This is a genomic window from Paraburkholderia sp. BL17N1 (genome assembly GCF_003634175.1).
Lineage (GTDB): Bacteria > Pseudomonadota > Gammaproteobacteria > Burkholderiales > Burkholderiaceae > Paraburkholderia.
Map to the genome: position 1 here is coordinate 1504348 of NZ_RBIW01000002.1, position 24466 is coordinate 1528813.

22 protein-coding genes are annotated in these 24466 nt (G+C 63.4%); 15 read left to right on the forward strand and 7 right to left on the reverse strand.

The window, feature by feature from the left end; genetic code table 11:
• Positions 1 to 14 precede the first annotated feature (14 nt).
• From B0G82_RS26710 to B0G82_RS26730, 5 genes are all read left to right on the forward strand, one after another.
• Positions 15 to 584, forward strand: coding sequence for a fimbrial protein (locus B0G82_RS26710; protein ID WP_116146889.1), 570 nt, complete (start codon positions 15 to 17; stop codon positions 582 to 584).
• Between the two features lie 89 nt (positions 585 to 673).
• Positions 674 to 1417: a fimbria/pilus periplasmic chaperone gene (locus B0G82_RS26715; RefSeq protein ID WP_121309593.1), complete on the forward strand. Its 744-nt coding sequence runs from the start codon at positions 674 to 676 to the stop codon at positions 1415 to 1417.
• A gap of 226 nt (positions 1418 to 1643) precedes the next feature.
• Positions 1644 to 4247 (forward strand): fimbria/pilus outer membrane usher protein, encoded by a 2604-nt coding sequence (locus B0G82_RS26720; RefSeq protein WP_121309594.1) that lies wholly within the window; start codon positions 1644 to 1646, stop codon positions 4245 to 4247.
• Between the two features lie 57 nt (positions 4248 to 4304).
• Positions 4305 to 5285: a fimbrial protein gene (locus tag B0G82_RS26725; RefSeq protein WP_121309595.1), complete on the forward strand. Its 981-nt coding sequence runs from the start codon at positions 4305 to 4307 to the stop codon at positions 5283 to 5285.
• Between the two features lie 404 nt (positions 5286 to 5689).
• Positions 5690 to 7291, forward strand: a complete 1602-nt coding sequence (locus B0G82_RS26730) for a peptide chain release factor 3 (RefSeq protein ID WP_116146897.1) — start codon at positions 5690 to 5692, stop codon at positions 7289 to 7291.
• Between the two features lie 113 nt (positions 7292 to 7404).
• On the opposite strand, the gene B0G82_RS26735 is transcribed toward B0G82_RS26730, so the two are convergent.
• Positions 7405 to 8274 (reverse strand): LysR family transcriptional regulator, encoded by an 870-nt coding sequence (locus B0G82_RS26735; RefSeq protein WP_106281657.1) that lies wholly within the window; start codon positions 8272 to 8274, stop codon positions 7405 to 7407.
• A 19-nt stretch (positions 8275 to 8293) separates the two neighbouring features.
• On the reverse strand, positions 8294 to 8596 hold the full coding sequence (locus tag B0G82_RS26740) for a hypothetical protein (RefSeq protein ID WP_121309596.1): 303 nt from the start codon (positions 8594 to 8596) through the stop codon (positions 8294 to 8296).
• Between the two features lie 70 nt (positions 8597 to 8666).
• Here B0G82_RS26740 and B0G82_RS26745 point away from each other — a divergent pair, with 70 nt between their 5' ends.
• A complete protein-coding gene (locus B0G82_RS26745; RefSeq protein WP_121309597.1) occupies positions 8667 to 11033 on the forward strand; it encodes a GNAT family N-acetyltransferase in 2367 nt (788 codons plus the stop codon).
• A 115-nt stretch (positions 11034 to 11148) separates the two neighbouring features.
• Here the strand turns inward: B0G82_RS26745 and B0G82_RS26750 are convergent, their stop codons facing one another.
• Positions 11149 to 11694, reverse strand: a complete 546-nt coding sequence (locus B0G82_RS26750; RefSeq protein WP_106281660.1) for a hypothetical protein — start codon at positions 11692 to 11694, stop codon at positions 11149 to 11151.
• A 131-nt stretch (positions 11695 to 11825) separates the two neighbouring features.
• Positions 11826 to 12614, reverse strand: a complete 789-nt coding sequence (locus tag B0G82_RS26755) for an IclR family transcriptional regulator (RefSeq protein ID WP_106281662.1) — start codon at positions 12612 to 12614, stop codon at positions 11826 to 11828.
• A 273-nt stretch (positions 12615 to 12887) separates the two neighbouring features.
• Here B0G82_RS26755 and B0G82_RS26760 point away from each other — a divergent pair, with 273 nt between their 5' ends.
• From B0G82_RS26760 to B0G82_RS26800, 9 genes are all read left to right on the forward strand, one after another.
• The gene (locus tag B0G82_RS26760) at positions 12888 to 13937 is read left to right on the forward strand and encodes a sugar ABC transporter substrate-binding protein (RefSeq protein ID WP_241974843.1); all 1050 of its coding nucleotides are present in this window, start codon (positions 12888 to 12890) and stop codon (positions 13935 to 13937) included.
• A gap of 8 nt (positions 13938 to 13945) precedes the next feature.
• Entirely contained in the window at positions 13946 to 15466 is a 1521-nt protein-coding gene (locus B0G82_RS26765; protein WP_121309598.1) for a sugar ABC transporter ATP-binding protein, read from the forward strand.
• Positions 15467 to 15515: 49 nt separating this feature from the next.
• Positions 15516 to 16511 carry an ABC transporter permease gene (locus B0G82_RS26770; protein WP_241975011.1) on the forward strand — a complete coding sequence of 332 codons (996 nt, stop codon included), beginning with the start codon at positions 15516 to 15518 and terminating at the stop codon, positions 16509 to 16511.
• A 25-nt stretch (positions 16512 to 16536) separates the two neighbouring features.
• A complete protein-coding gene (locus tag B0G82_RS26775) occupies positions 16537 to 16869 on the forward strand; it encodes a UxaA family hydrolase (protein ID WP_199730170.1) in 333 nt (110 codons plus the stop codon).
• Between the two features lie 42 nt (positions 16870 to 16911).
• Positions 16912 to 18231 carry a UxaA family hydrolase gene (locus B0G82_RS26780; protein WP_121309600.1) on the forward strand — a complete coding sequence of 440 codons (1320 nt, stop codon included), beginning with the start codon at positions 16912 to 16914 and terminating at the stop codon, positions 18229 to 18231.
• 114 nt (positions 18232 to 18345) lie between these two features.
• Positions 18346 to 19386 (forward strand): aldo/keto reductase, encoded by a 1041-nt coding sequence (locus tag B0G82_RS26785; RefSeq protein ID WP_121309601.1) that lies wholly within the window; start codon positions 18346 to 18348, stop codon positions 19384 to 19386.
• Between the two features lie 7 nt (positions 19387 to 19393).
• On the forward strand, positions 19394 to 20224 hold the full coding sequence (locus tag B0G82_RS26790) for an amidohydrolase family protein (RefSeq protein ID WP_121309602.1): 831 nt from the start codon (positions 19394 to 19396) through the stop codon (positions 20222 to 20224).
• Positions 20225 to 20268: 44 nt separating this feature from the next.
• Entirely contained in the window at positions 20269 to 21012 is a 744-nt protein-coding gene (locus B0G82_RS26795; protein ID WP_121309603.1) for an SDR family oxidoreductase, read from the forward strand.
• A gap of 67 nt (positions 21013 to 21079) precedes the next feature.
• Complete coding sequence (locus tag B0G82_RS26800; protein ID WP_012428702.1) at positions 21080 to 21928, forward strand: ureidoglycolate lyase; 849 nt, start codon at positions 21080 to 21082, stop codon at positions 21926 to 21928.
• Between the two features lie 166 nt (positions 21929 to 22094).
• On the opposite strand, the gene B0G82_RS26805 is transcribed toward B0G82_RS26800, so the two are convergent.
• The 3 genes from B0G82_RS26805 to B0G82_RS26815 form a co-directional block, all read right to left on the reverse strand.
• Positions 22095 to 23447, reverse strand: coding sequence for a pyridoxal-dependent decarboxylase (locus tag B0G82_RS26805; RefSeq protein WP_121309604.1), 1353 nt, complete (start codon positions 23445 to 23447; stop codon positions 22095 to 22097).
• Between the two features lie 58 nt (positions 23448 to 23505).
• A complete protein-coding gene (locus B0G82_RS26810) occupies positions 23506 to 23808 on the reverse strand; it encodes a helix-turn-helix transcriptional regulator (RefSeq protein ID WP_106281679.1) in 303 nt (100 codons plus the stop codon).
• 121 nt (positions 23809 to 23929) lie between these two features.
• Positions 23930 to 24364 carry a PaaI family thioesterase gene (locus B0G82_RS26815; protein WP_012428699.1) on the reverse strand — a complete coding sequence of 145 codons (435 nt, stop codon included), beginning with the start codon at positions 24362 to 24364 and terminating at the stop codon, positions 23930 to 23932.
• Positions 24365 to 24466 lie beyond the last annotated feature (102 nt).

Genomic DNA, 24466 nt, shown 5'->3' on the forward strand with positions numbered 1-24466 from the left:
CTCAGGAGCATTAAATGAAACAACGTTTTATTTCCGGACTTTTCGTGGTTGCTGTCGGCGCAGTCGCCATGCTGTCGATGAAGGCTCATGCCGCGGACGGCACGATCACGTTCACCGGCAGCGTCTCCGACACAACCTGCTCGATCAACGGCGTGTCCTCCGGTAACCCAGCCGATATCGCCGTCACGTTGCCGCCGGTTCCGGCAGGTGCGTTGGCATCGGCAAACGCAACAGCCGGCACGACTAGCGCCGGCGCCATCCAGATGAAGTTGACTGGCTGTTCCGGTGCTGCAACCAAGGCTGTCGCGCGCTTTGAAAACGGTCCGACGGTCGATCAGTCGAGCGGTTATCTGGTGAACCAATCGACGATCACCCCGTCGCAGAACGTCGAAATCCGTTTGCTGAATGCGAACATGCAACCGATCAACATCCTCACCGGCGCCAACAACGACATCAGTGCCAACGGAGCACCCATCTCGGCAGGCAGCGCTACGGTGAACTACTTCGCTCAGTACTTTGCAACCGGCAAGGCGCAACCAGGCTCGGTGACGTCGTCGGTCCAGTACACGATGCAATATCAATAAATAGCAAAAAACGGCGTTTGTTGCGGCAAACGCCATTTTTATGGACTAATTTTAAGATTAGTCGTCGTCAAGCTTGAAAAGGAACGGTGATGAAAACGATACGTCGATGGATGACAGTGGCGGGTCTGGTGAGTGCGTTGTTCGCGGGCGCGGCGCACGCGAGCGTAACGATCGGTGGCACGCGGGTCGTGTTTCCGTTGGATCAGCGGGAAGTGACGGTCAAGCTTGAAAACGATAGCCGCAACCCGTCGCTCGTGCAGGTATGGATGGACGACGGTAACGCCGACGCGAAGCCCGGCGAGTCCAAGGTGCCGTTCGTGATCACGCCGCCTATCTTCCGCATGGACCCGCAGAAGTCGCAGACGTTGCGAGTGATGTACAGCGGCGAAGCCTTGCCGCAGGACCGTGAGTCCATCTATTGGCTGAACGTTCTGGATATTCCGCCCAAAGCCGCGCACACCGCTGATGCCAATACGCTCCAGTTCGCATTCCGTACGCGGATCAAGGTCTTCGTGCGACCGCCGAAGTTGCCAGGCCGGCCCGAGGAGGCGCCGCGTCAACTCGACTGGAAGGTCGTGCCTGCGCCGGTCGGCAAAGGGCAGGCGCTAGCGGTGTCCAATCCGGGCGCTTACTACGTGTCGTTCAGCGCGATCGACGTAACGGCCGATGGTCACACCTACAAGAACGACAACGGCGGCATGGTCGCGCCGCACGGCACGCAGATCATTCCCGTGCCGCAGATGGCCGGCGTGCAGGCCAGCGCCAAAGTGCACTACGTTGCTATCAGCGACTTCGGCGGCCCGATTGAGGGCGATGCGACGCTGAGCCAATAACGCGAGGCTTGCCCTCGTGTCCTTCCAGGGCAGCTTCACGCTGCCCGATCCCTTTCCAGTTCGAGCTTCTCCGTATCGCGCAAGCCGCGATACGCGTCAACGCGCGCGGCCTCATTTCCTTATCTCGTAATTCAGAGCCGTCCTAGGGATTCCTATCTCGTAAATCCATAACATCGACTTGTACCTCATCAAGAGGCCGAAGTTTTCTGCAAGCGGTGTTACGGACATGAAATCCTCGCGTCAAATCCAATCGAATTCTCACTTCAACGACGATCACGGTTCGTTCGGTCTCAAGCCGGTCACTGCCGTCGTGCTGTCGGTCTTTGCGGCGTTGGGTTATATGGCGCAGGAAAATGCCAGCGCGAAGGATGCAACGCAAGCATCCCATGCCGTCACGTTCGACACGACGTTCCTGCAGACCGACGCGAAACAGACCGTCGATGTCTCGCGCTTTGCGCGCGGCAACATCGTGTCGCCCGGCGTGTATTCCGTCGACGTGTTGATCAACGACGTGCGCATTGCCCACGACAACGTGCGCTTCGTCGCGACGCAAGACGGCGAGAGTGCGCGTGCGTGCTTCGATCGCAAGACGCTCGAAGGCTATGGCATCGATTTCGCGAAGGTCGACGGCGAGCACAAAGACAACGCCACGAAGTCCACGGCGAGCGATTGCATCGACGTTGCGGCGATCATCCCTGAGGCGAGTATCGAGTTCGACTTCAGCGAGCAGAAGCTCGCGATCATCGTCCCGCAGAAATACATGCGCAACTCGGCACGCGGTTATGTGTCGCCCGAGCTATGGGAGAACGGCGTGAACGCGGGCTTTCTCAGCTACAACGCGAACGCCTATCAGTCGAACAGCAACGGCACGCATTCGACGCAGGAGTATCTCGGCCTGAACGCCGGCGTGAACATCGGCGCGTGGCACTTCCGTCACCAGTCGTCAGTATCGGCGGCGACGGGTCAGGCGACGCAGTTCGACAACATCGCCACTTACGTGCAACACGATGTCGCGAAGCTGCGCTCGCAGGTGACACTGGGCGATGCGCAAACGACGGGTGACGTATTCGACAGCGTGTCGTTTCGCGGCGCCCAGATCGCAACCGATGACCGCATGTTGCCGGAATCGCTGCGTGGTTACGCGCCGATCGTACGCGGCACGGCGGATAGCAATGCGCGCGTGACGGTGCGGCAGAACGGTCAGGTGATCTACGAGACGAGCGTGTCGCCGGGTCCGTTCGAGATCAAGGATCTGTACGCAACCGGCTATGGCGGCAATCTCGATGTGACCGTCACCGAGGCGGACGGCCGCACGAAGAGCTTCACCGTGCCCTACGCAGCGGTGGCACAGTCGCTGCGGCCGGGCACGACGCGTTTTGCGGTGACGGTCGGCCAGTTGCGCGACGACTCATTGCAAACCAAACCTGCTTTCACCCAGTTCACGATGCAGCGCGGCCTGACCAATCTGGTCACGCTGTACGGCGGCGCGATTGCATCGAGTGGATACGTGGCGGCCAACATGGGTGCGGCGTTCAACACGAAGTACGGCGCCATCGCCACCGATATCACGGCCGCGCGCACTGACGTGCCCGGCCGCGAATCGCTGCATGGCAATAGTTTGCACATCGGCTACAGTAAGTTTATCGATCCGACTTCGACGAATATCGCGCTGGGCGCTTACCGCTTTTCCGACTCGGGCTACTTGAACTTCGCGGACGCCGCATCATTGCGCGACCTCGCGGAGCACGGCGGTAACGTCAACGCGGCCGACCGCCAACGCGGCCGCCTGCAATTGACAGTGAACCAGAGCCTGAGCAATAACCACGGTTCGGTGTTTTTGACGGCGTCGTCGCAGCATTACTGGAACCGGCCCGGCAGCGACGTGTTCTATCAGGCCGGCTATTCGAACGGCTTCAAGTTCGGCACATACAGCGTGACGGCGGGCCGTACGCGCAACTCGGACGGCACGTTGTCGAACGAGATCATGCTCAGCACGACGATTCCGCTCGGCCACACGCCGCATGCACCCGTGCTGACGACGAACCTGAATGCCGGTAACGGCGCAGCCACGATGCAGGCGAATATCAGCGGATCGGCGGGCGACCACAACCAGTACTCGTACAACGCGTATGGGACGGCTGGGCAGGGTTCGTTGTCGGGTGCGAATGTGAACGGCGGCGCGAGCGGCGTGTATCGCGCGCCTTATGCGCAGATGACGGCGTCGGCGAGCGCGGGAGCCAACTCGGCGCAGGTTTCGGCAGGCGTGAGCGGCTCGATCGTCGCGCATCCGGGCGGCGTGACGTTCTCACAGACGGTCGGCGATACGTTCGGCATCGTCGAAGCGCCGGGTGCGGCGGGCGCGACGGTGTCGAGCGCGACGGGTGTGAAGGTCGATCGTCGTGGTTATGCCGTGGTGCCGTACCTGACGCCGTATGGCATGAATACGGTGGATATCGATCCGAAGGGCTCATCGACCGATGTGGAGTTCCAGTCGACGTCCGAGCATGCGGTGCCGCGGCTGGGGTCGGTTGTTATGTTGAAGTACAAGACGGTGACGGGACGGGCGGCGCTGATTCGCGCGCCGCGGCTGGGTGGTGAAGTATTGCCGTTCGGCGCGGATGTGCTTGATGGCAATGGCAATCATGTTGGTGTGGTTGCGCAGGATAGCCGGATTTTTGCGCGCGGCCTTGAGGATAAAGGGACGCTTGTCGTTAAGTTCGGCGAGAAAGACGGGGATGTATGTCGAATTCAGTATGCGTTGCCGGTGAAGAACGGCAAGGCGGAGACGGCTTATACGTCGGTGGAAGGGCATTGTGCCGGTGGGATTTGAGCCGAACGCTTGGGATAAGTAAATGACCGGCTTCGATCAAGAGCTATAAAGGTGGACATGATGCTTAAACAGATTTTTGCTCCGCATTGGTTGATGCGCGTCCTTGTCGTATTGGCATTGGCGGCTGGGTGGTCGGTGCATGCGTGTGCCGAGTGCCCCACCACGACGGGCTTGCCTGCGACATTCACCTATGGCTCGGTAGCCGTCTCCGACTCGACCGCCGTTGGCGACGTAATTCCAGGGACGGTTCAGAGATTCACCATTATTGGAAAGTGCTCGGCGAGTTCGCTTTTCAACCAACCGATAGTCGCGTGCCCAGCCAGCGGCACAGCAGTGCCCGGTATGACGGGGGTTTATCCGACGAACGTCGCGGGAGTCGGTATGCGGATGCGCGATGCAAACGGCAAGCCGGTTGTAGGAACGAACTACTGCTCGACTGATTCGCAGATCGGAACCACTGGCGCCGATGGTAGCTTCACTGTTTCAGGAACGTTTGAGCTTGTCAAAACGGGACCAGTCACTGGTGGTTCAATTACGGGCGCGTCCTATAACACCGGCGTGCTGAACACCGGCTACACGCTTAACAACGGCGCGAGCACGCTGTCCGTCGCGAACAATACGCCCGTACGAGGCGTCACGTGCTCGGTGACGTCCGCAAGCGCTAACCAGACAATTCCGCTCGCGACGATCAGCCCGGCGATGTTTCCGACTGCCGGCTCAGTCGCCGCCAAAACACCGTTTTCTCTGGGTCTCAACTGCCAGTCCGGCGTTAAGGTAGCAGTGACATTTAGTTCGACGTCCGGCAATTCAGGCGTCGCGTCAGTTTTGGCAAACGCAGGTTCGGCGACGGGTATCGGTGTGCAACTGCTGGACGCGTCGCAGTCGCCGATTACGCTGGATGCTGTTCTTCCGCTTACGTCAAGCACGACTGGCAACATGTCGTTTCAGTTTTTCTCACAGTATTATCGGCTGGGAGCCGCGCCCGTGGTCGCGGGAACGGTTCGGGCGACCGCTGTCTTCACGATGAGTTATCAGTAGGCGTAAATCTCGCGTCCTTGCCGGATCTTGCGGACGACGCGTTCTGCATAACGATTGCAGAACGCTGCTATTGCCGCAAGGCACATTTTCAGAAGAGAAGGCCATCTGTCCCATCACCGCGATGCAGGGATTGGTTGGCCGCGCGTTGCATAGTCATTGAGGCGCCTTTAAACCCTCTCGCGCCCATGACGTGTATCATTCGTTCCCTGCGCTGTTCTGCGCTGGCGATTCCCGTATTGTCGAACGCTCGTTCGTGACCTGTTTCCGACGCGGCTGGGTTGCCATTGTGATGCGGGTCGTCGGCCCAATTCCCGCAGATCGACGCCGCCGCGCAAGGCGTGGCACACCGGCAGCCACAAGCCGCCGGGAACCGCCCGAACCCCTATCCGTGACCGCCAGACCCGATGTCAGTCTCCGAACTCAAACGCCGCCGCACGTTCGCGGTCATTTCCCACCCGGACGCGGGTAAGACCACGCTCACGGAAAAGCTCCTGCTGTTCTCGGGCGCGATCCAGATTGCCGGCACCGTGAAGGGCCGCAAGAGCAACCGCTACGCAACGTCCGACTGGATGGAAATCGAAAAGCAGCGGGGCATTTCGGTGGCGAGCTCGGTGATGCAGTTCGAGTACGGCGACGCCGTCATCAACCTGCTCGACACGCCGGGCCACGAAGACTTCTCCGAAGATACGTACCGCGTGCTGACCGCGGTCGACGCCGCCGTCATGGTGATCGACGGCGCGAACGGCGTCGAAGCGCAAACGCTCAAGCTGCTCGAAGTCTGCCGCAGCCGCAAGACGCCGATCGTCACCTTCATCAACAAGCTCGACCGCGAAGTGCGCGAGCCGCTCGAACTGCTCGACGAAATCGAGCAGCATCTGGGTGTCGCCGCCGTGCCGTTCACGTGGCCGATCGGCATGGGTAAGGACTTCCAGGGCGTCTACGATATTCAGCGCGATCAGGTGCGCATTTTCCGCGCGGGACAGGACAAGGCCGGCGGCGAAGTAGAAACACTGCAAGCGCCGAGCGACGAAGAAGGCGAGCGCCGCTTCGGCCACGCCTGGATCAAGGCGAAGGAAGAGATCGATCTGATCACCGGCGCGTCGCCTGATTTCGATCGCGAGCAGTTCCTCGCCGGTCAGCAATCGCCGGTTCTGTTCGGCTCGGCGATCAACAACTTCGGCGTGAAGGAAATTCTCGACGCGCTGGTCGACCTGGCGCCGCCGCCGTCCATGCGCATGACCGTGCAGCGTCCGGTCATGCCGGACGAGCCGAAATTCACCGGCGTCGTGTTCAAGGTCCAGGCGAACATGGATCTGGCGCACCGCGACCGCGTGGCGTTTATCCGCGTGTGCTCGGGGCATTTCGAACGCGGCATGGCCGTGAAGGTCACGCGCACGAACAAGACTTTCCGTGCCAATAACGTGGTGACGTTCCTGTCGCAACGTCGTGAGACGGTGAGCGAGGCGTATCCGGGCGACATCATCGGTATTCCGAATCATGGCACGCTGAGTCTCGGCGATACGCTGACCGAAGGCGAGCAACTGCAATTCGTCGGCCTGCCGTTTTTCGCGCCGGAAATTTTCCAGACCGTCGAAGTGGTCGATCCGATGCGCGCCAAGCAACTCGGCGAGGCGCTCAAGCAACTCGGCGAAGAGGGCGCGATCCAGGTGTTCCGTCCGGAAGTGGGCGGCCTGATGATTCTCGGCGCGGTCGGTCAACTGCAGTTCGAAGTGGTGTCGCACCGTTTGTCGACGGAATACAAGGTCGACGTGCGCATGGCGCCGGCGCGCTACCGCATGTCACGCTGGGTAACTAGCGACGATGCAGCCGAATTGCGCCGCTTCACCGATTCGTACGCGGCGCGCATCGCGCTCGACGCTTCCGACGCACCGACGTATCTGGCTTCGCACGTGTCGGAGATCGAAGTCGCGCAGAAGGCGTGGCCGAAGATCGTGTTCAACGAGTTGCGCGAGCACTCGGGCGCGCCGTTCAAAAAGGCGATGTAAGTTCGCCTCACTGGTTTCGACCGAAAAACAAAGCAACGCAAATCAGAAGGCCCCGTCAAAAACGGGGCCTTCTGCATTAACGCCCGTACCTTTGCCGCCAGGAGCATCAACGCTCACCCCAGCTTCAACACCTCTTCCCGCATCCACCCGGCCAGCGCCTGCACATGTTCCAGCCCGACATGCCGCTGGGGAATATCAAGCCAGTAACCAAACGGCCCGCTCACCTCGACGTCGGAAAACTGCGCGAGACTGCCGTCCGCCAGTTCCTCGACAATCATGTTCCGGTCGACGATCGCCAGCCCCGCGCCTTTACTCGCCGCGCGAATCGCCTGTTCCAACGTCGAGAATTCGATGCCGTTGTCCGCGTAACGCGCGGGCATGCCTGCCTTGGCCAGCCAGTTCGGCCACAATTCGAGCCGGGCGTCGTTGTGCAGCACATGCAGCGCCGGCATGCGTTCCAGCAACGCGTCGAGCGGTTGGCCGAGCAGGCGCGGCGCGCCCACGAGCACGTGGCGCTCCATCATCAGCAATTCGGAGTGCGCGTCCGGCAGCGCCTGGCGGCCGAAGCGAATCTGGCAGTGAAGGTCGCCGTTCGCCTCGGTACGAACGGACAGTTCGACGTCGGGTAATTCCACCGCGAGCGAACCCAGCCGCGGCGAAAACCATTGCGTGGCGAAAGTGGGCGGCAGAGCGAGCACGAGGCGCCGTCGCCCTTTGGCTGCCGTGATTTGACGAAAGCCGCGCTCGATCGTATCGAAGGCTTCGGACAGGCAGGGCAGCAATTGCAGGCCCGCTTGCGTCAGACGAATGCCCTTGTGGTCGCGCTCGAACAGTTTCGCGCCAAGCGATTCTTCGAGCAGCTTGATTTGCCGGCTCACGGCGCCTTGGGTCACGCACAGCGCAATGGCGGCGCGGTTGAAGCTCATGTGCCTGGCCGTCTCTTCGAAGAAGCGCAACGCGATCAGCGATGGCAAGCGCCGCATAAATCACCTTCTATTACTTTTAATCGTGCGCGATCCGGCCGGCGAGAGGGTCGGGCTGCGAACTGTGGTTGTGCTGCACCACTAGCCGTGCGTTGTCCCCAAACGAATCACTTTTGGCGCGTCTCCGGCGCACGCGATTCGAACCGCCATCGGCCAGCAATTTTTTTAAGGCAAACCGCCATCGCGGCGGCTGGAAGATTGTCGCATTGGCGCTCGTTGTTTGTTTGATCTCGATAACAAAAATCCCCAGCGCGCCTTGGACTGCCGGCCGCGATCGGGTGCCGGCCGGGCGCTGAAGGAGAAGCGCCGCGCGAACGCTCAACTTCGCCTATGCTGACGATGACGCGTGCCTGGCGACGGAGCCGGCTCGCTTTCCCTGCCTCGGAGCGCCTGTGACCGTTCGCAATCTCGACGCCTTGTTTCGACCCAAATCCGTCGCCGTGATCGGCGCCTCGGAGCGGCCCGGCAGCACCGGCGCGATGGTGTGGACGCGCTTACTGGACGGGGGCTTCGACGGCCCGCTCTGGCCGGTCAATCCGAAGTACGAAAGGCTCGGCGGCCACGCCGTGATCCACGATCCGGGCGATCTGCCGGAAGCGCCCACGGTCGCGCTGATCTGCACGCCACCGGCGACGTGGCCCGGCATCATCCATAAGCTCGGCGGATTGGGCACGCGCGCGGCGATTATCGTCGGCGAGGTGCGGTGCGATGAGGACCGGCTCGCGCTGCGGCACGCGCTTTCGGCGGCGCGGCCGAATCTGCTGCGGATCGTCGGGCCGGGCAGTCTCGGCGTGGTGTCGCCGGCGCTGCGCGCGCATCTGGGCGCGCCGTCGTGCACGGTGAAGGCGGGCGGCGTCGCGTGGGTGTCGCAGTCGAACGCGCTGACCAACGCCGTGCTCGGCTGGGCACTCGCGCGCGGCCTCGGCTTCTCGCACGCGGTGGCGCTCGGCGGCGAGGCGGATGTGGACGCGGGCGACGTGCTCGACTATCTGGCCAGCGATCCCGGCACGCGCGCCATCCTGCTCGAACTGGATAGCGTGCGGGCGGCGCGCAAGTTCATGTCCGCAGCCCGCGCGGCGGCGCGCAACAAGCCGGTGCTGGCGCTGCGCTCCGGCCGCACCGATCCCGCCGACGCGCTCTACACCGCCGCGTTCCGCCGCGCCGGCATGGTGCGCGTCGACGCGCTCGACGACCTGCTCGACGAGATCGAGACCCTCGGCGTGGGCCGCGTGGCGGCGGGCGCCACGGCCACGCTGATTACGAGCGACCGCGGCCTGGCCACGTTGGCTCGCGACGCCTTCGCCGCAGCCGGCGATACCCTTGCGCCGTGGCCCGATGAGGCATCGGAGGCCTTGATGCAGACCTTGCCGTACGCGGTCGGCGGCAACCCGCTGCAACTCGGCGACGACGCGCGTCCTGAGCACTTCGGCACCGCGCTCAAGCTGCTCGCGGATCATCGCAGCACCGGCACGGCCTTCGTGGTCCACGCGTCGACGCACGGCGCGCCGGTCGGCGAAGTGGCGCAGGCACTGATCGCGAATCATCGCTTCGCGTATCGCGGCTTGCTCGCGTGTTTCTTCGGCAGCGTGGATGCCGCCACGCGCGACGCGTTGCACGCGCAGGGCATCCCGGTTCATACGACGCCGCAACGCCTCGCGCGCGCCTTCGCGCGGCTGGTCGATTACCGGACGGGGCGCGAACTGCTGATGCAAACGCCGGAGGGTTTGCCAGCGCAAATTCCCGAATGCATTGACGCCGCTCAGGCTCAGGCGCGCGAGGCACTTGCAGCAGGTGAGCACCAACTAACCGGCGAAGCGGCGGCGCGGTTTCTGGGGCGGTTCGGGTTGCGGGTGGAAACGGACTCGTCCACCAAACCCGTCGTCGACATCGCTGTCGAACTCTACGACGACGGCAACTTCGGCCCTGTCTTGCGCTTCACGACGCCATCGGCGGACGGCGTGTCCGAGCCGTTGTGCGTCTACGGGTTGCCGCCGCTCAACCCAATGCTCGCGCGCGACATCGTCACGCGTTCGCCGTACGCGCGGCTGGTTGCGCCGGAACCGGCGCTGGTCGCGCTGACGTCGCTCTCGCAAGCCGTGTGCGACGTCAAGGAGCTTGTCGGTCTCACGCTGACGCTCAGGGTGTACCGCGATCACGTGATGATTGTGGAGCCCACGCTGAACCTTGCGCCGACACGCAGCCGCCTCGCGATCGTGCCGTATCCGCGCCGTTTCGAAGAAACGCTGGACTGGCAAGGAGTGCGAGTGACAGTCCGGCCCATCCGTCCGGAAGACGAGGCCGCGCATCATGACTTCGTCGAAGCAATGACGCCCGAGGATTTGCGCTTGCGATTTTTTGGCGCCGTGGGCAGCTTCGACCATTCGCAGCTGGCGCGCATGACGCAGATCGACTACGACCGCGAAATGGCGCTGATCGCCACCGTGCAGAGCGACGAAGGTTTCACGCGGACGTTGGGCGTGGTGCGTGCTGTCGCCGACCCCGACAACGAAACCGCCGAATTCGCGGTGGCGGTGCGCTCGGATCAGAAAGGCCGGCGCCTTGGGCAATTGCTGATGGACCGGATCATCAAATATGCGCGAGCGCGCGGCATTCATTGGCTGGTCGGCGAGGCGCTGCGCGAGAATGCCCCGATGATCGGGCTCGCCAAAGCCAGCGGTTTTACGATCACGCGGACGGAGGATCCGGGTGTGGTGGGGTTCAGGATGGCGCTGGATGAGGTGGCAGAGGCAAGCGCTTAGGCGGCGTGCCCAAAGTGCTGAGTTGAACGATCACCGCATCCAATGCGTTCGAGGCGGTGATCAAAGCGACGAGAGCCGCTGAAGGCCTCGCGCCGCGAGAAGAACCGGAGAAACCTCAGGCCGCCAGCTTCGCCGCCGCCTCATCGACCTGCGACCGCGTCACCGCCAACTCCTCCAACCACGCATCGCCATAAACCGCCCCGGTCTCGCGCTCCAAACGCGCAATCGTCGCCGCACAACGACTCGCATCCTTCGGCGTCGCGATAAACGACTTCACCGATTCACCCGCCTTGAACGCATCGAACAACGGCACTCGAATATCGTCCGGCAGCGCGCGCGTCGTCCACTGATACGGCTTGCCGTTGAACGTGAATTGCGGCGGCAGCACGCGCTCTTTCTTCGCGGCCGGAATCAGGCCGTACGTGCGCGCGGCTTCGCCGATCTGCTCCGGCGAAAACAGCTCGTCCGGGCTGATGTCGAATTGCTGAATGAACGTCTCGATGCTTTGCATCGCCGCCGCGCGATCGTCGCGGCGCTTTTGCGCATGAGCGACGATGTCGCGCAGTTCGTCGGCTTCTTCGGGCGTGATCGTGAAGCTCGACTGCTTCTGCTGGAGTTCGGAAAAACGCTGGAATTCGGAATCGGTCAGAAGTTTCGCCATTGCTTATCGATGAGCGCGCATGAGCGAACCCATGCGGCGTGATTTTTGAGAGGGTCGCCATTCTAAACCATGTGTGCGAGCGGCCGATTTTCGACGGACGGCCGCGCGGGTTCGACCAGCCGCATCACGCGCTAGGCGGCGTTCTCGTGAAACATCGACAGTGCCTGTACCGTCTCGCGCAACAGCACGGTGGCGGCTTCGAGCGTCGGGGCGACATACTCGTCGATGCGCCGCAAATACGGACAGGTAAGCACCGCGATCGCCTGGCCGGATGGACCCTGGATCGGAAACGTGAGGTCCGTCACGCCGAACGTCTGCTGGCTGTCCTTCTGCGAAAAACCCGCTGCGCGAATCCGCTCGCAAGCCTGTTCGAGCGCGTCACGATCGATCGTGACCTCGCCCTTTACCTTCGTGTGTTCGGCCAGCATCTGTTCGCGCTGCTCGATGCTTTGAAACGCGAGCATCACGCGCCCGGAACCGGTGTCGATCAGGCCGACGCGCGAACCGAGCCGCACCGACATGCCCCACGTACCCGGACCATCCACTTGCGCGATCACCAGTAGATTGCCGCGGTCGTACACCACGAGATGACACGATTGTTCGGCAGCATCGGCAAAGCGCTGCATGAGCGGCAGCGCTTCGGAGATCAGACGGTTCATCGGCGGATGACGGTGCGCGAGCGCGTACAGCTTGAGGCTGAGCGAATAGCGGTCTCCCCCCGCCGAGCGCACCACGTACTGGCGCGCGACCAGCCGTTCGAGCATGCGATACATCTCGCTCGCGTTGCGTCCGAGCAGCTTGGTGATTTCGGCACGCGTGAGTCCTTCCTTCTGCTCGGCGAGCAGTTCGAGGATGTCGAGGCCTTTGTCGAGCGCCGGGGCGCGGTAGCGGTCGGCGTCGTCTTTGTCGTCTGCGTCCATCGTGAGGGAGGTTCCTTGGGCTGTTCTCATTATGTGGCGCGTGAGTGTACGTGCGGGACGAATCTCGCGGAGATGGCGCACGTCCAGGGAAAATACGGACGGTCCCTGCAGTCTATATTCCTTGACTTCGAAAAGTCCATATATGAATAATACGTTCATTGGTGAATGAACGTCGCCAAGACTCGACAAGACCCGAATAAAAAGAGCGCAGGACGAAGTGCCGGCCTCAGACCCGGTTCACGCAGTTCCCACAACGCATATCTGGAGACAACCATGTCGTTCGCGAAAGGGCCGCTCACGGCCCGCCGTTTGTTCCGCACTTCGTTCTCCGTCGCGGCAGCCGCTGCGTGCCTCGCCGGCCTTGGCGCGACGGGTGCCGCGCAAGCCGCCGAGGCCGGCAAGATCGGCCTCGGTCTGCCGCTGCTGACCTCGCCGTTCTGGCAGTCGTACAACAACTATCTGCCCAAGTACGCGAAGGAGAGCGGTCTCGACATCCTCGCGCCGGTCAATTCGAACGGCGATCCGGTCCAGCAGATCACGGACATGAACAACCTGCTGAACCTCGGTGCGAAGGGTATCGTGGTCGGCCCGCTGGATTCGGCGGCGATCAGCCGCGCGCTCGACGCCGCTGCGGCGAAGAACGTGCCGGTGGTCGCCGTAGACGTCGCGCCGACGCAGGGCAAGGTCGCGATGGTCGTGCGCGCGGACAATCACGCGTACGGCGAGAAGGCGTGCAAATACATTGGCGATCACGTGAAGTCGGGCAAGGTCGTGCAGATCATGGGCGACCTGGCATCGGTCAACGGACGCGATCGGTCTGAAGCGTTCCGCTCTTGCATGAAGGGTTATCCCGGCGTGTCGGTATTGGAAATCCCCGCGGCCTGGAAGGGCGACGTCGCCGCCACCGCACTCGACAGTCTGCTGACCGCGAATCCCGACGTGAAAGCCATCTACATGCAGGCAGGCGGCGTCTATCTGTCGCCGACACTGCAAACCTTGCGTCGCAAGCAGATGCTGTTTCCCGCCGGCAATGCGAAGCATGTCGTGATCGTCAGCAACGACGGCATTCCTCAAGAGTTCGACGCGATCCGCCGCGGCGATATCGACGCGACCGTGTCGCAGCCCGCCGACTCGTACGCGAAATACGGCCTGTTCTATATCAAGGCGGCGTTGGCAGGTCAGACCTTCAAGCCAGGTCCGACCGATCACGGCAGCAACATCATCCAGTTGGCGCCGGGCATTCTGGAAGACCAATTGCCCGCACCGCTCGTGACGAAATCGAACGTCGACGACAAAGCCTTGTGGGGTAACACCGTTAAATGAACGGTCAAATGAGCGAACTCACGTCCTCCGTGCCCGTCGTCGAAGCGCTCGAGGTCACCAGACGCTTCGGCTCGACGGCCGCGCTGAACGACGTGAGCATTCGCGTCATGCCCGGCGAGTCGCATGCGCTCGTCGGGCGCAACGGCGCGGGTAAATCGACGCTGGTGTCGATTCTCACCGGCCTGCGCAAGCCCGACACCGGCGAGGTGCGTTTCAGCGGCGCGGCCGCGCCATCGATCGCGGATCGCGACGCATGGCGCGAGCGCGTGGCATGCGTCTATCAACATTCGACGATCATCCGTGATCTGAGCGTGGCGGAGAATCTGTTCATCAACCGGCAGCCGTTGCGCGGCGGCCTGATCGATTGGCAAGCCATGCGGCGCGACGCGCGCGCGTTGCTCGATCACTGGAAGATCGACGTGCGGGAAGATGCCCGCGCCGGCGATCTGTCGGTGGAAGCGCGGCAACTGGTAGAGATCGCGCGCGCGCTGTCGTACGGCGCGCGCTTCATCATTCTCGACGAACCGACTGCGCAACTCGACGGCGACGAGATCAAGCGTCTGTTCCGGCGTATCAGCGAGTTGCAGCGCGAAGGCGTGACGTTTCTCTTCATCTCGCATCATCTTCAGGAAGTCTATGAAATCTGCCAAGCCGTAACGGTGCTGCGCGATGCGCGGCATATCGTCAGCGCGCCGGTGTCCGCGTTGCCGCGCGAGCAGCTGATCGAAGCGATGACCGGCGAACGCGGCGGTCTCGCCGTCGCCGACGCTGCAGCGCGCGCCGCGTTGCCCGCCGATACGGCGGTCGCGCTGGAACTCAAGGAACTGGCCGGCGCCGATTACGAAGGTGTGTCGTTCACGGTGAAGCGCGGCGAAGTCGTCGGCTTGACCGGCGCGACGAGCAGCGGCCGCACGAGCGTGGCCGAAGCGATTGCGGGCCTGCGCGCGCCCAAGCGCGGCACGATCAGCGTCGACGGCGCAATCTTGCCGCCCGGCGATGTGCCCGCGGCACTCGCGCATGGCATAGGCTGTGTGCCGAAGGATCGGCATCACGAAGGGCTGGTGCTCACGCAATCGGTGGCGGAAAACGCGTCCATGACGATCGCGCGTCTGCTCGGCAAATTCGGCATCGCGCCGCCCGCGAAAAAGAACGCCTTCGGCCAGAAGATGATCGAGGCGCTCGGCATCGTCGCGCAAGGTCCGGAGCATGTCGTCTCGGGTCTGTCCGGCGGCAATCAGCAGAAGGTCGTGATGGCGCGCGCGCTCGCCACCAACCCCAATGTGCTCGTGCTGATCGATCCCACCGCGGGCGTCGACGTGAAATCGAAGGAAGCGTTGCTCTCCGTCGTGGATCGCGTGCGCGAAGAGGGCAAGGCCGTGCTGGTCGTGTCCGGCGAACTCGACGATCTGCGCACCTGTGACCGCGTGCTGGTCATGTTCCGTGGCCGTGTCGCGGCCGAATTTCCCGCGGGTTGGCAGGACCACGACCTGATCGCATCCGTCGAAGGAGTCAGTCTTCATGAAGAATAGTGTGCCCAGTCCCACTTTCGGCACCGTGCAAGGTCAGGCTCAGCCGCAGATGGCCGCGCCGGCGTCGCGAGGCAAACGCGCGCGCTCCGAACTCGCACGGCTGCGTGAACTGGCGTTGTTGCCCGCGCTTGCTTTGTTGATCGTGATCGGCGCGTTTGTTAGCCCGAGCTTTCTGACGAAGGCGAATCTCATCAGCGTGCTGGGCGCGTCGGCGGCGTTGGCGCTCGTCGTGCTCGCCGAATCGCTGATCGTGCTGACCGGCAAGTTCGACTTGTCGCTCGAATCGACGGTCGGTATTGCGCCCGCCGTGGGCGCGATGCTGGTGATGCCGGCGGCGTCCGCGGGCTTCGGCATGCAATGGCCGGCGGCGGCCGGTTTGCTCGCCATCGTGGCGGTGGGCGCGGTGATCGGCTTCATCAACGGCTTTCTCGTGGTGCGTTTGCGGCTCAATGCGTTCATCGTCACGCTGGCCATGCTGATCGTGTTGCGCGGCATGCTGGTCGGTGCGACCAAGGGCGGCACGCTGTTCGATATGCCGCCGTCGTTCTTCGCGCTCGCCACCACGATCGTGCTCGGCTTGCCTTTGTCCGTGTGGCTCGCGGCGGTGGCATTCGCGATCGCGGCCTTCATGCTGCGCTACCACCGGCTGGGCCGTGCGTTGTACGCGATCGGCGGCAATCCGGAAGCGGCCCGCGCGGCGGGGATTCGCGTGGAGCGCATCACGTGGGGCGTATTCGTGCTCGGGAGCATACTTGCCTCGGTGGGCGGTCTGATCGTGACCGGCTATGTCGGCGCGATCAATGCAAACCAGGGCAACGGCATGATCTTCACGGTGTTCGCGGCGGCGGTGATCGGCGGCATTTCGCTCGACGGCGGCAAGGGCACCATGTTCGGCGCGCTCACCGGCGTGCTGCTGCTCGGCGTCGTGCAGAACCTGCTGACGTTAGCCCAGGTGCCGTCTTTCTGGATTCAGGCGATTTACGGCGCGATCATTCTGGGCTCGCTGATGGTGGCGCGCGTTGCGAGCGGCGAAGGGCAGAACTGATGCACATGCACCTTGGAGAACTCATTTGACCAGCCGCCCGTTGCCATTGCAAACCGACTCGCGCCTGATCCTGCTCAGTCCAGCCGACAACTGCCTGATCGCGGCGGCGCGTCTGGACGGCGGCACGCAGGTCGAGATCGAAGGCGAGCGCGTGACGCTCACCAAAACCATCGAACTCGGTCACAAGGTGGCGCGCCATGAACTCGCAAAGGACGACAAGGTGCTGCGCTACGGCGCGGTGATCGGTCACGTGACAGAAGCCGTGGCGCGCGGTGCGCATCTGCATACGCACAACCTCGAAAGCGATTACCTGCCGACGTATACGCACGACGCGGGCCACGAATTCGTCCATCACTGATGTGCGCACAACGAAGTGGCCTTGCGCCGCGCTGGAACGATCATGACTGACACTTCCGTAGCATCTCCGCCTGTCGCCGCGCAGCAGCCCGCGCTTGAGGGTTATCTGCGCCGCGATGGCCGCAAGGGCATCCGCAATGTGGTCGCGGTGGCGTATCTGGTCGAGTGCGCGCATCACGTCGCGCGCGAGATCGTTACGCAGTTTCGCGAACCGCTCGACGCCTTCGACGATCCATCCGCCGAACGCGAACCGCCTGTGCACCTGATAGGCTTTCCGGGCTGCTATCCGAACGGCTATGCGGAAAAGATGCTCGAGCGGCTCGCCACGCATCCCAACGTGGGCGCGGTGCTATTCGTGTCGTTGGGTTGCGAGAGCATGAACAAGCACTATCTGGTGGACGTGGTGCGCGCGAGCGGCCGTCCCGTCGAAGTGCTGACGATCCAGGAAAAGGGCGGCACGCGCAGCACGATTCAATACGGCGTCGACTGGATTCGCGGCGCGCGCCAGCAACTCGCCGCGCAGCAGAAAGTGCCGATGGCACTGAGCGAACTGGTGATCGGCACAATCTGCGGCGGCTCGGACGGCACCAGCGGCATCACGGCGAATCCAGCGGTGGGCCGCGCGTTCGATCATCTGATCGACGCGGGCGCGACCTGCATCTTCGAGGAAACCGGCGAGCTGGTGGGCTGCGAATTCCATATGAAGACGCGCGCTGCGCGCCCGGCGCTCGGCGACGAAATCGTCGCTTGCGTCGCGAAGGCGGCCCGCTATTACTCAATTCTCGGCCACGGCAGTTTCGCGGTCGGCAACGCGGACGGCGGCCTCACCACGCAGGAAGAGAAATCGCTGGGCGCGTATGCGAAAAGCGGAGCGTCGCCGATTGTCGGCATCATCAAGCCGGGCGATATTCCGCCAACGGGCGGACTGTATCTGCTCGACGTGGTGCCGGACGGCGAGCCGCGCTTCGGTTTCCCCAACATCAGCGATAACGCGGAGATCGGCGAGCTGATCGCCTGCGGTGCGCATGTGATTCTGTTCACCACGGGGCGCGGTTCGGTGGTCGGCTCGGCGATCTCGCCGGTGATCAAGGTCTGCGCGAATCCCGCGACGTATCGCAATCTCTCCGGCGACATGGATGTCGATGCAGGCCGCATTCTCGAAGGCCGCGGCACGCTCGACGAAGTAGGCCGCGAAGTGTTCCAGCAGACAGTGGCGGTCTCGCGCGGTGCGGCTTCGAAGTCGGAGACGCTTGGTCATCAGGAATTCATTCTGACGTACAAGACGTTCGAACCGGTCGGACCGGCTTGCTTGCCGTCGAGCGCCGCAGCGCAGCATCGCGTGGTCGCGATCGAGCCGCACTGAGCGCCGAGCCGCGCAGAGCGGCTCATTCGCGGTCATGGCTAGCGGCAGGCCGCACGCGCCGTGGGCAAACCTCGCCCATGCATGGTAAAACACGACAAATTGGAGACGCGTTCAATGACCGCAACGACCGGATCGAAGATCGGGCAACGGCGCCGCATCGGCCGCGGGCCGCTGCAGGTGACCGGTTTGGGACTCGGCACGGCGCCGCTCGGCGGCTTGTACCGCGATCTGTCCGACGAGGAAGCTCACGCCACCATTGCCGCCGCCTGGAACGCCGGCGTGCGCTATTTCGACACCGCGCCGCATTACGGCAACACGAAGGCCGAGCATCGTCTGGGTGACGTGTTGCGGCGCTATCCGCGCGGCGAATATCTGCTGTCCACCAAAGTCGGCCGCCGTTTCGTGCCGCGCGCCACGCCTTTCGACGACAAGGAAGGCTGGCAAAACCCGCTCCCATTCGAAGCAATCTACGACTACACCCACGACGGCATTCTGCGTTCGCTCGAAGATAGCCAGCAGCGCCTCGGCATTGTCGATATCGACATTCTGCTGGTGCACGATATCGGCCGTGTCACGCACGGCGACAACCATCCCCATTACTGGCGGCAACTGACAGAAGGCGGCGGTTTTCGCGCGCTGGACACGTTGCGCTCTTCTGGCGCGATCAAGGCCGTCGGACTCGGCGTCAACGAAGGCGCGGCGATACTCGATGCGATGGCCGAGTTCGATATCGATTGCGCGTTGCTCGCGGGCCGTTATACGCTCCTCGAACAGACCACGCTCGACGACCTGTTGCCCGCTTGTGAAAAACGTGGCGTCAGCATCCTGTTAGGCGGCGCGTTCAACTCGGGCATTCTGGCGCGCGGTGTCGAAGGTGATCTGAAGTTCAATTACGGCGAGGCGCCGCCCGAAGTGATCGAGCGCGTCGCGCGGCTGGAGGCGGTGTGCCGTGCGCACGGCGTGCCGCTGGCAGCCGCCGCCTTGCAGTTTCCGTATGCGCATCCGGCGGTCGCCACGGTGTTGACCGGCGCGCGCAGTGCCGATGAATTGCGCGAGAACGCCGCGTCGTTCGAGAAGCCGATCCCCGCGGCCTTGTGGTCCGCGTTACGTGATGAAGGCTTGCTCGACAGCCGCGCGCCCGCGCCGGAGGATTGAGTTGACGATGCATATCGATGCCCACCAGCATTACTGGAATCCCGCTCGTGGCGATTACGAGTGGCTCACGCCGGAACTGAAAATCCTGTACCGGACGTTTGGCCCGGAGGATCTCAAGCCGTTGCGCGAACGCGCGGGCATCGAACGGACGGTGGCGGTGCAGGCGGCGCCGACCATCGACGAGACGCGTTATTTGCTGGACCTGGCGCGCCATGAGCCGTCGATTGCCGGCGTGGTCGGCTGGGTGCCGTTGTTGCTGCCCACCGCGCCGCAGGTGATCGAAGCGCTGGCGCATGAGCCGAAGTTCAAGGGCGTGCGGCCGATGCTGCAAGATCTGCCCGACGACACGTGGATCGCGAACCCCGATCTCGCGCCGGCCATCGAAGCGCTGATCGCGCACGACCTCGCGTTCGACGCGCTCATTTACGCGCGCCACGTCGAGCCGTTCGAAACTTTCGCCAAGCGTTTTCCGGCGCTGCGCATCGTCGTCGATCATGGTGCGAAGCCGCCGATCCGGTACGGACGCGCGGGCTACCAAAGCTGGGCCGACGCAATCACGCGGCTCGCGCAACTGCCGCAGATGCATTGCAAGCTGTCGGGCCTGGTCACCGAAGCATCGCCGGGCTGGACCGAAGAAACGCTGCACCCGTACGTCGAGCATCTGCTGAAGTCATTCGGTCCGACACGTTTGATGTGGGGCAGCGACTGGCCGGTGCTCGATCTGAACGGCGATTATCTGCTCTGGAATTCGGTGGCGAACACCTTGCTCGCGTCCTTGAGCGACGGCGAGCGCGAAGCGGTTTTCGGCGGCAATGCCGCCGCGTTTTATCGATTGTGATTTCTGGAAGAGACAAGCAACAGCTCATTCAACTGGAGTCGTAGATGACACAAAGACTGGCCGGCAAGACGGCCTTGATCACGGCGGCAGGACAAGGCATCGGACTCGCCACCGCCGAACTCTTCGCACGCGAAGGCGCGCGTGTGATCGCCACGGATATCCGCATCGACGGACTCGCCGGCAAGCCGGTCGAGGCGCGCAAGCTCGATGTGCGCGACGACGCGGCGATCAAGGCGCTGGCCGCCGAAGTCGGCGCGATCGACGTGCTGTTCAACTGCGCTGGCTTCGTGCATGCGGGCAATATTCTCGAATGCAGCGAAGAGGATTGGGACTTCGCCTTCGACCTGAACGCGAAGGCGATGTACCGCATGATCCGCGCGTTCCTGCCGGCCATGCTGGAGCACGGCGGCGGCTCGATCATCAACATGTCGTCGGCCGCGTCGAGCGTGAAGGGCGTGCCTAACCGCTTCGCGTATAGCGCCTCCAAGGCCGCGGTGATCGGGCTGACCAAGTCCGTTGCTGCGGACTTCATCACGCGTGGTGTACGCTGTAACGCGATCTGCCCGGGCACGGTGGCTTCGCCGTCGCTCGAACAGCGGATCGTCGCGCAGGCTCAGGCGCAAGGCGCGACGCTGGACGCCGTGCAGGCGGCCTTTGTCGCGCGCCAGCCGATGGGCCGCATCGGCAAGCCGGAAGAGATCGCCGCGTTGGCGCTGTACCTCGGGTCCGACGAGTCGTCGTTTACTACGGGCCACGCGCATGTGATCGACGGCGGGTGGTCGAACTGACCACGCCGGCTTAGGCGCTCACGTACGCTGAACCACGAACCGAACACCACTGAAAGGAAGTGCCAGGATGAAACTGCTTCGTTATGGGCCGAAAGGTCAGGAAAAGCCGGGCTTGCTCGACGCGCAAGGCAAGATTCGTGATCTGTCGAAAGTGGTCGCCGATATCGACGGCGCCGCGCTGACCGACGAAGGTCTCGCCAAACTGCGCGCGCTCGATCCGGCTTCGCTGCCGCTGGTCGAAGGCAATCCGCGCATGGGTCCGTGCGTCGGCAAGATCGGCAAGTTCATCTGCATCGGCTTGAATTACGCGGATCACGCGGCCGAATCGAATCTGCCGGTGCCCGCCGAACCGGTCATCTTCAACAAGTGGACGAGCGCGATCAGCGGCCCGAACGACGACGTTGAAATTCCGCGCGGCTCGAAGAAAACCGATTGGGAAGTCGAACTGGGCGTGGTGATCGGCAAGCCGGCGAAATATATTGACGAAGCCAACGCGCTTGATTACGTTGCCGGATACTGCGTAATCAACGACGTGTCGGAACGCGAATGGCAGATCGAAAAGGGCGGCACGTGGGACAAGGGCAAGGGTTTCGACACGTTCGGCCCCATCGGTCCGTGGGTCGTCACGCGTGACGAAGTCGCCGATCCGCAGAACCTGAGCTTGTGGCTCGAAGTGGATGGCCACCGCTATCAGAACGGCAGCACGAAGACGATGGTGTTCGGCGTCGCGAAACTGGTGTCGTACGTGTCGCAGTGCATGAGCCTGCAACCGGGCGACGTGATTTCGACCGGCACGCCGCCGGGCGTCGGCATGGGCGTGAAGCCGAATCCGGTGTTTCTCAAGCCGGGTCAGACGATTCGCCTGGGTATCGAAGGTCTGGGCGAGCAAACGCAGAAGACGTACGCAGCGGAGTGATTCGCGCCTGCGGGCTTCGCGGGGCATGAAGAAAAGCGGTTCCTGCACCAGCAAGCAGGAGCCGCTTTTTTGTGTGCGCCGCTGCCGCTTACGCGCGTCTCTCTCTATTCGCAGTCGCGCGTGCGGCGCGGCCTAACCATCGCCGCACTCGTTTTCGGCACGCTGCTCAATCGCCGTGTTCGGCCAGCAGTCTTGCGAGCAGCGCCACCAACTGATCGACGTGTGTATCCTCAGTGCGCCACGACGACACGCTGATGCGAAACGCCGGCCGGCCTTGCCAGACAGTCTGACCGAACCACGTTTCGCCCGACGCCTGCGCCGCTTCGCGAATCGCGACCGTCTGCGCGTCGGTCTTCGCACGCACCAGCACCTGGTTCAGCACCACGCGGTTCAGCACCTCGAAGCCGGCACCACGCAAACCTTCGGCGATCCGCGCAGCCTGCGCGCAATGCCGGTCCACCATCTCCTGCACGCCGCTGCGTCCGAGCGAGCGCAGCGCCGCCCAGATCGGAATGCCACGCGCACGGCGCGAGAACTCCAGGTTCACGTTCTTCTGCGCGTCGTGCGCGCCGGTCAGGTAGACCGCGTCGCTGTTCATCGCCGATGAAAGTGCCTGCGCGTCGCGGCAGATCGCCATGGCGCCGTCGTAGGGCGTGTTGAGCCACTTGTGGCCGTCGGTGGTCCAACTGTCGGCGCCGTCGATGCCATCGGTCAGCGCCCGTTTCGACGATGCCCGCGCCCACAGACCGAACGCGCCATCCACATGTACCCAGGCGCCGGCGGCTTTGGCGCGCGGAATCACTGCCGCGAACGGATCGAACTCTCCGGTGTTCACCTCGCCCGCTTGCACGCAGAAGATCGTCATGTCGTCGAGCGGCGGTAGCTGCGCGGGATCGATGCGGCCGTGCTCGTCCACGGGCGCGCTGATCACGCGCTTCATGCCGAAGCCGAGCACGCGCAACGCCTTCTTGACGGTGATGTGCGCCATTTCGGAGATCACGACGCGCACCGGCGGCGCGCCGTCCAGGCCATCGTTGTCGAAATCCCAGCGCTTGCGCGCAAGCAGCGCGCGCCGCGCCGCCGCGATGCAAACGAGCGTGCACGCCGTCGCGCTGGTGCCGAAGCCGATCGCGGATTCGCGCGGCAGATCCAGCGCGTCGAGCACCCAGCGCGCCGCGATTTTCTCCAACGTGGCCGCGACGGGCGAGTTGTCGAAAGTCGACGCGCATTGATCCCACGCGCCCATCAGACGCTCGGCCGCCGCCGCGGCCGGCAGCACCGCGCCGATCACGAAGCCGTAATAGCGCGGATCGTTCGACGCGACCGTGCCGGGCGAACCACTTTCGTCGAGCAGACGCAGCACGTCGGCGGGCGCGTGGCCGTGCTGCGGGAAGGCTTCGTCGAAGGCGGCGAGTTGCGCGAGCGCGGTTGCGTCGGGAAACACCCGGCGCTTGCCGATACCGGCGAGGTAAGCGTGCGCGCGTCGGTCGGCGTCGGCAATCAGAGCGAGTTCGTTCATAGGAGGCCTTCAAGTATCGATAACGTGATGGCGCGGCAGCCTCAAGAAGGCCACGCGCCTAGAGATTGGCGAGGTCGCGGCCGAGCTTCTGCAACTCGGCGTCGATGCGCTTGTAGTACGTGAACTTGCCGATGCGCTGCGCACGCACGAGTCCCGCATCGGCGAGAATGCGCATGTGACGCGTGGTGGTGGCAGGCGCAATACCGAGCTTGTCCGTGATGAACGTGCAGCACACGCCGACCGTTTCGATATCGGCGTGGTCCTGATACGGGAAATGCCGCGTCGGCTCTTTCAGCCAGCGCATGACGGCGAGGCGGCTTGCGTTGGCGAGCGCGTTGATGCGGGTAAGTTCGTCTGTCATGAAGCGGTGCGTGTGGAACGGAGCCATCAGTCGATAACGTTTCGCATATTAGCTAAATGACAACGCATGGACAAGCACCCCGAAGGCGGCGCTAAAGGTGGTTCATCCAGGTGCCGTGACGTCAGCCCGCGTGTTCGTGTTCGCCGTTCTCGCTGATCCGGTTGACCGTGCCTTGTGCGACGGCAATCAGCTTTTCGCGGTTGCCTTCCATCACATACACGTTGCATTGGCAGGTCGCCTGATGCTGGCCCGCGTAGACGACCTTCGCGCGCGCGATCAGCGTGCCGTTGATGGCCGGCCGCAGGTAATTGATCTTGTATTCCCCGGTCACGACCTTCGGCCCGAGCAGCAGCGCGCCCGCGAAGGTCAGCGCGTTGTCGGCGAGATAGCTGATGACGCCGCCATGCACGAAGCCGTGCTGCTGCCGCAACTCGTCGCGGATCGGCAGGCTCAGCGTGAGTTCGCTGGTGCTTGTCTGCATCAACTCGGCGCCTAACAGCATGCTGAACGGCTGGGCATGCAGTGCGCCGCGCGCCCGGTCGAGGAGGTCGGTCATTGTGATTCCTTCGGGCGTGGCCCGCGGTGGCAATCTGCACTGGCCTGCGTCGTGCAGTCCCTACCCACTCTAGGAAGCGCGCATGCACCGCGTCAAGGTGAA

Excerpts from the sequence above, each read along its gene's own strand:
- B0G82_RS26795 (WP_121309603.1), top strand. The coding sequence starts at position 20,269 with ATGACACAAAGACTGGCCGGCAAGACGGCCTTGATCACGGCGGCAGGA.
- B0G82_RS26785 (WP_121309601.1), top strand. The coding sequence starts at position 18,346 with ATGACCGCAACGACCGGATCGAAGATCGGGCAACGGCGCCGCATCGGC.
- B0G82_RS26815 (WP_012428699.1), bottom strand. The coding sequence starts at position 24,364 with ATGACCGACCTCCTCGACCGGGCGCGCGGCGCACTGCATGCCCAGCCG.
- B0G82_RS26790 (WP_121309602.1), top strand. The coding sequence starts at position 19,394 with ATGCATATCGATGCCCACCAGCATTACTGGAATCCCGCTCGTGGCGAT.
- B0G82_RS26800 (WP_012428702.1), top strand. The coding sequence starts at position 21,080 with ATGAAACTGCTTCGTTATGGGCCGAAAGGTCAGGAAAAGCCGGGCTTG.
- B0G82_RS26710 (WP_116146889.1), top strand. The coding sequence starts at position 15 with ATGAAACAACGTTTTATTTCCGGACTTTTCGTGGTTGCTGTCGGCGCA.
- B0G82_RS26715 (WP_121309593.1), top strand. The coding sequence starts at position 674 with ATGAAAACGATACGTCGATGGATGACAGTGGCGGGTCTGGTGAGTGCG.
- B0G82_RS26735 (WP_106281657.1), bottom strand. The coding sequence starts at position 8,274 with ATGCGGCGCTTGCCATCGCTGATCGCGTTGCGCTTCTTCGAAGAGACG.
- B0G82_RS26760 (WP_241974843.1), top strand. The coding sequence starts at position 12,888 with ATGTCGTTCGCGAAAGGGCCGCTCACGGCCCGCCGTTTGTTCCGCACT.
- B0G82_RS26765 (WP_121309598.1), top strand. The coding sequence starts at position 13,946 with ATGAGCGAACTCACGTCCTCCGTGCCCGTCGTCGAAGCGCTCGAGGTC.
- B0G82_RS26730 (WP_116146897.1), top strand. The coding sequence starts at position 5,690 with ATGTCAGTCTCCGAACTCAAACGCCGCCGCACGTTCGCGGTCATTTCC.
- B0G82_RS26805 (WP_121309604.1), bottom strand. The coding sequence starts at position 23,447 with ATGAACGAACTCGCTCTGATTGCCGACGCCGACCGACGCGCGCACGCT.
- B0G82_RS26810 (WP_106281679.1), bottom strand. The coding sequence starts at position 23,808 with ATGACAGACGAACTTACCCGCATCAACGCGCTCGCCAACGCAAGCCGC.
- B0G82_RS26750 (WP_106281660.1), bottom strand. The coding sequence starts at position 11,694 with ATGGCGAAACTTCTGACCGATTCCGAATTCCAGCGTTTTTCCGAACTC.
- B0G82_RS26770 (WP_241975011.1), top strand. The coding sequence starts at position 15,516 with ATGGCCGCGCCGGCGTCGCGAGGCAAACGCGCGCGCTCCGAACTCGCA.
- B0G82_RS26755 (WP_106281662.1), bottom strand. The coding sequence starts at position 12,614 with ATGGACGCAGACGACAAAGACGACGCCGACCGCTACCGCGCCCCGGCG.
- B0G82_RS26720 (WP_121309594.1), top strand. The coding sequence starts at position 1,644 with ATGAAATCCTCGCGTCAAATCCAATCGAATTCTCACTTCAACGACGAT.
- B0G82_RS26780 (WP_121309600.1), top strand. The coding sequence starts at position 16,912 with ATGACTGACACTTCCGTAGCATCTCCGCCTGTCGCCGCGCAGCAGCCC.
- B0G82_RS26725 (WP_121309595.1), top strand. The coding sequence starts at position 4,305 with ATGATGCTTAAACAGATTTTTGCTCCGCATTGGTTGATGCGCGTCCTT.